Origin of the sequence: Piscicoccus intestinalis NBRC 104926 (assembly GCF_001515525.1) — a bacterium.
Taxonomy (GTDB): Bacteria; Actinomycetota; Actinomycetes; order Actinomycetales; family Dermatophilaceae; genus Kineosphaera; species Kineosphaera intestinalis.
This window is the reverse complement of sequence record NZ_BCNQ01000318.1, coordinates 1-845: the sequence shown is the minus strand read 5'-3', so window position 1 is coordinate 845 and position 845 is coordinate 1. Positions and strand designations below refer to the sequence as shown.

Below are 845 nucleotides of genomic sequence, written 5' to 3'. Positions count from 1 at the left end.
GGGCCGCGGGCCGGGGAAGCCGCGAGGGCCACGCGGGCGCTGGGGACACCGGGGATACGGACACGCTCGGCGACCTCGTCGGGTTCGCGATCTCCGGCGGCTGGCGGGCCCGGGCGGTCCGCGGACCGGAGCGCGTCGAGGCCGTCTGGGACGACGTCGCCGGGGGACGGTCGTGAGCACGAACACCCGCCCCGGTGCGGGCCCGACCGCCTCCCGAGGCTCCGGGCGGCACGCCTCGGCGACCGCCGGTCGCCGCGCCCTGGGGGTGGGCGAGCCCGACTCCGAACGCCGGTCGAGGCGGGACCGGTCCGCCCGCAGGGCCCGCACGACCTCGGCCGGCCGCTGGATGGTGGCGGCGCTCGTGGCCGTCGCGGTGCTGTGTTCGGCGTGGCCGCTGCATCTGCTGTTCGACGGGACCACCTGGCTCTCGCGGCTCGTCGTCGTCGTGGCCGTCGTGTCGGTGACCGGCGTGCTGGCGCGCCGCAGGCTGTCGCCGCCGGGCGTGCTGGTCGCGCAGCTGGTCGCGTATCTCGTGACGCTGCTCGCGCTGTTCGGCGGCGAGACCCTCGCGCTGGGGTTCGTGCCGACCGTCGCCACCCTGGGGGCCTGGCACGACTTTCTGCAGCAGGCGGGTGCGACGCTGCGCGAGTACGCCGCGCCCGCCCCCGAGACACCGGGCGTGACGTTTCTGCTGACGGCGGCGGTCGGCGCGGTCGCGCTCACGGCCGACGCCCTCGCCGCCACGCTGCGCCGGCCGGCGCTGGCCGGGCTCGCGCTGCTGGCGCCCTTTCTCGCCGCCGTGGCCAACAGCGACGGGGGCCTGCCGCCCGGGTACTTCGTGGCGG

1 protein-coding gene is annotated in these 845 nt (G+C 78.0%); it reads left to right on the top strand.

The window, feature by feature from the left end; genetic code table 11:
* Positions 1 to 172 precede the first annotated feature (172 nt).
* Positions 173 to 845, top strand: a 673-nt coding sequence (locus PINTE_RS21470; RefSeq protein ID WP_245643105.1) for a transglutaminaseTgpA domain-containing protein, incomplete at its 3' end; no start/stop codon positions are given.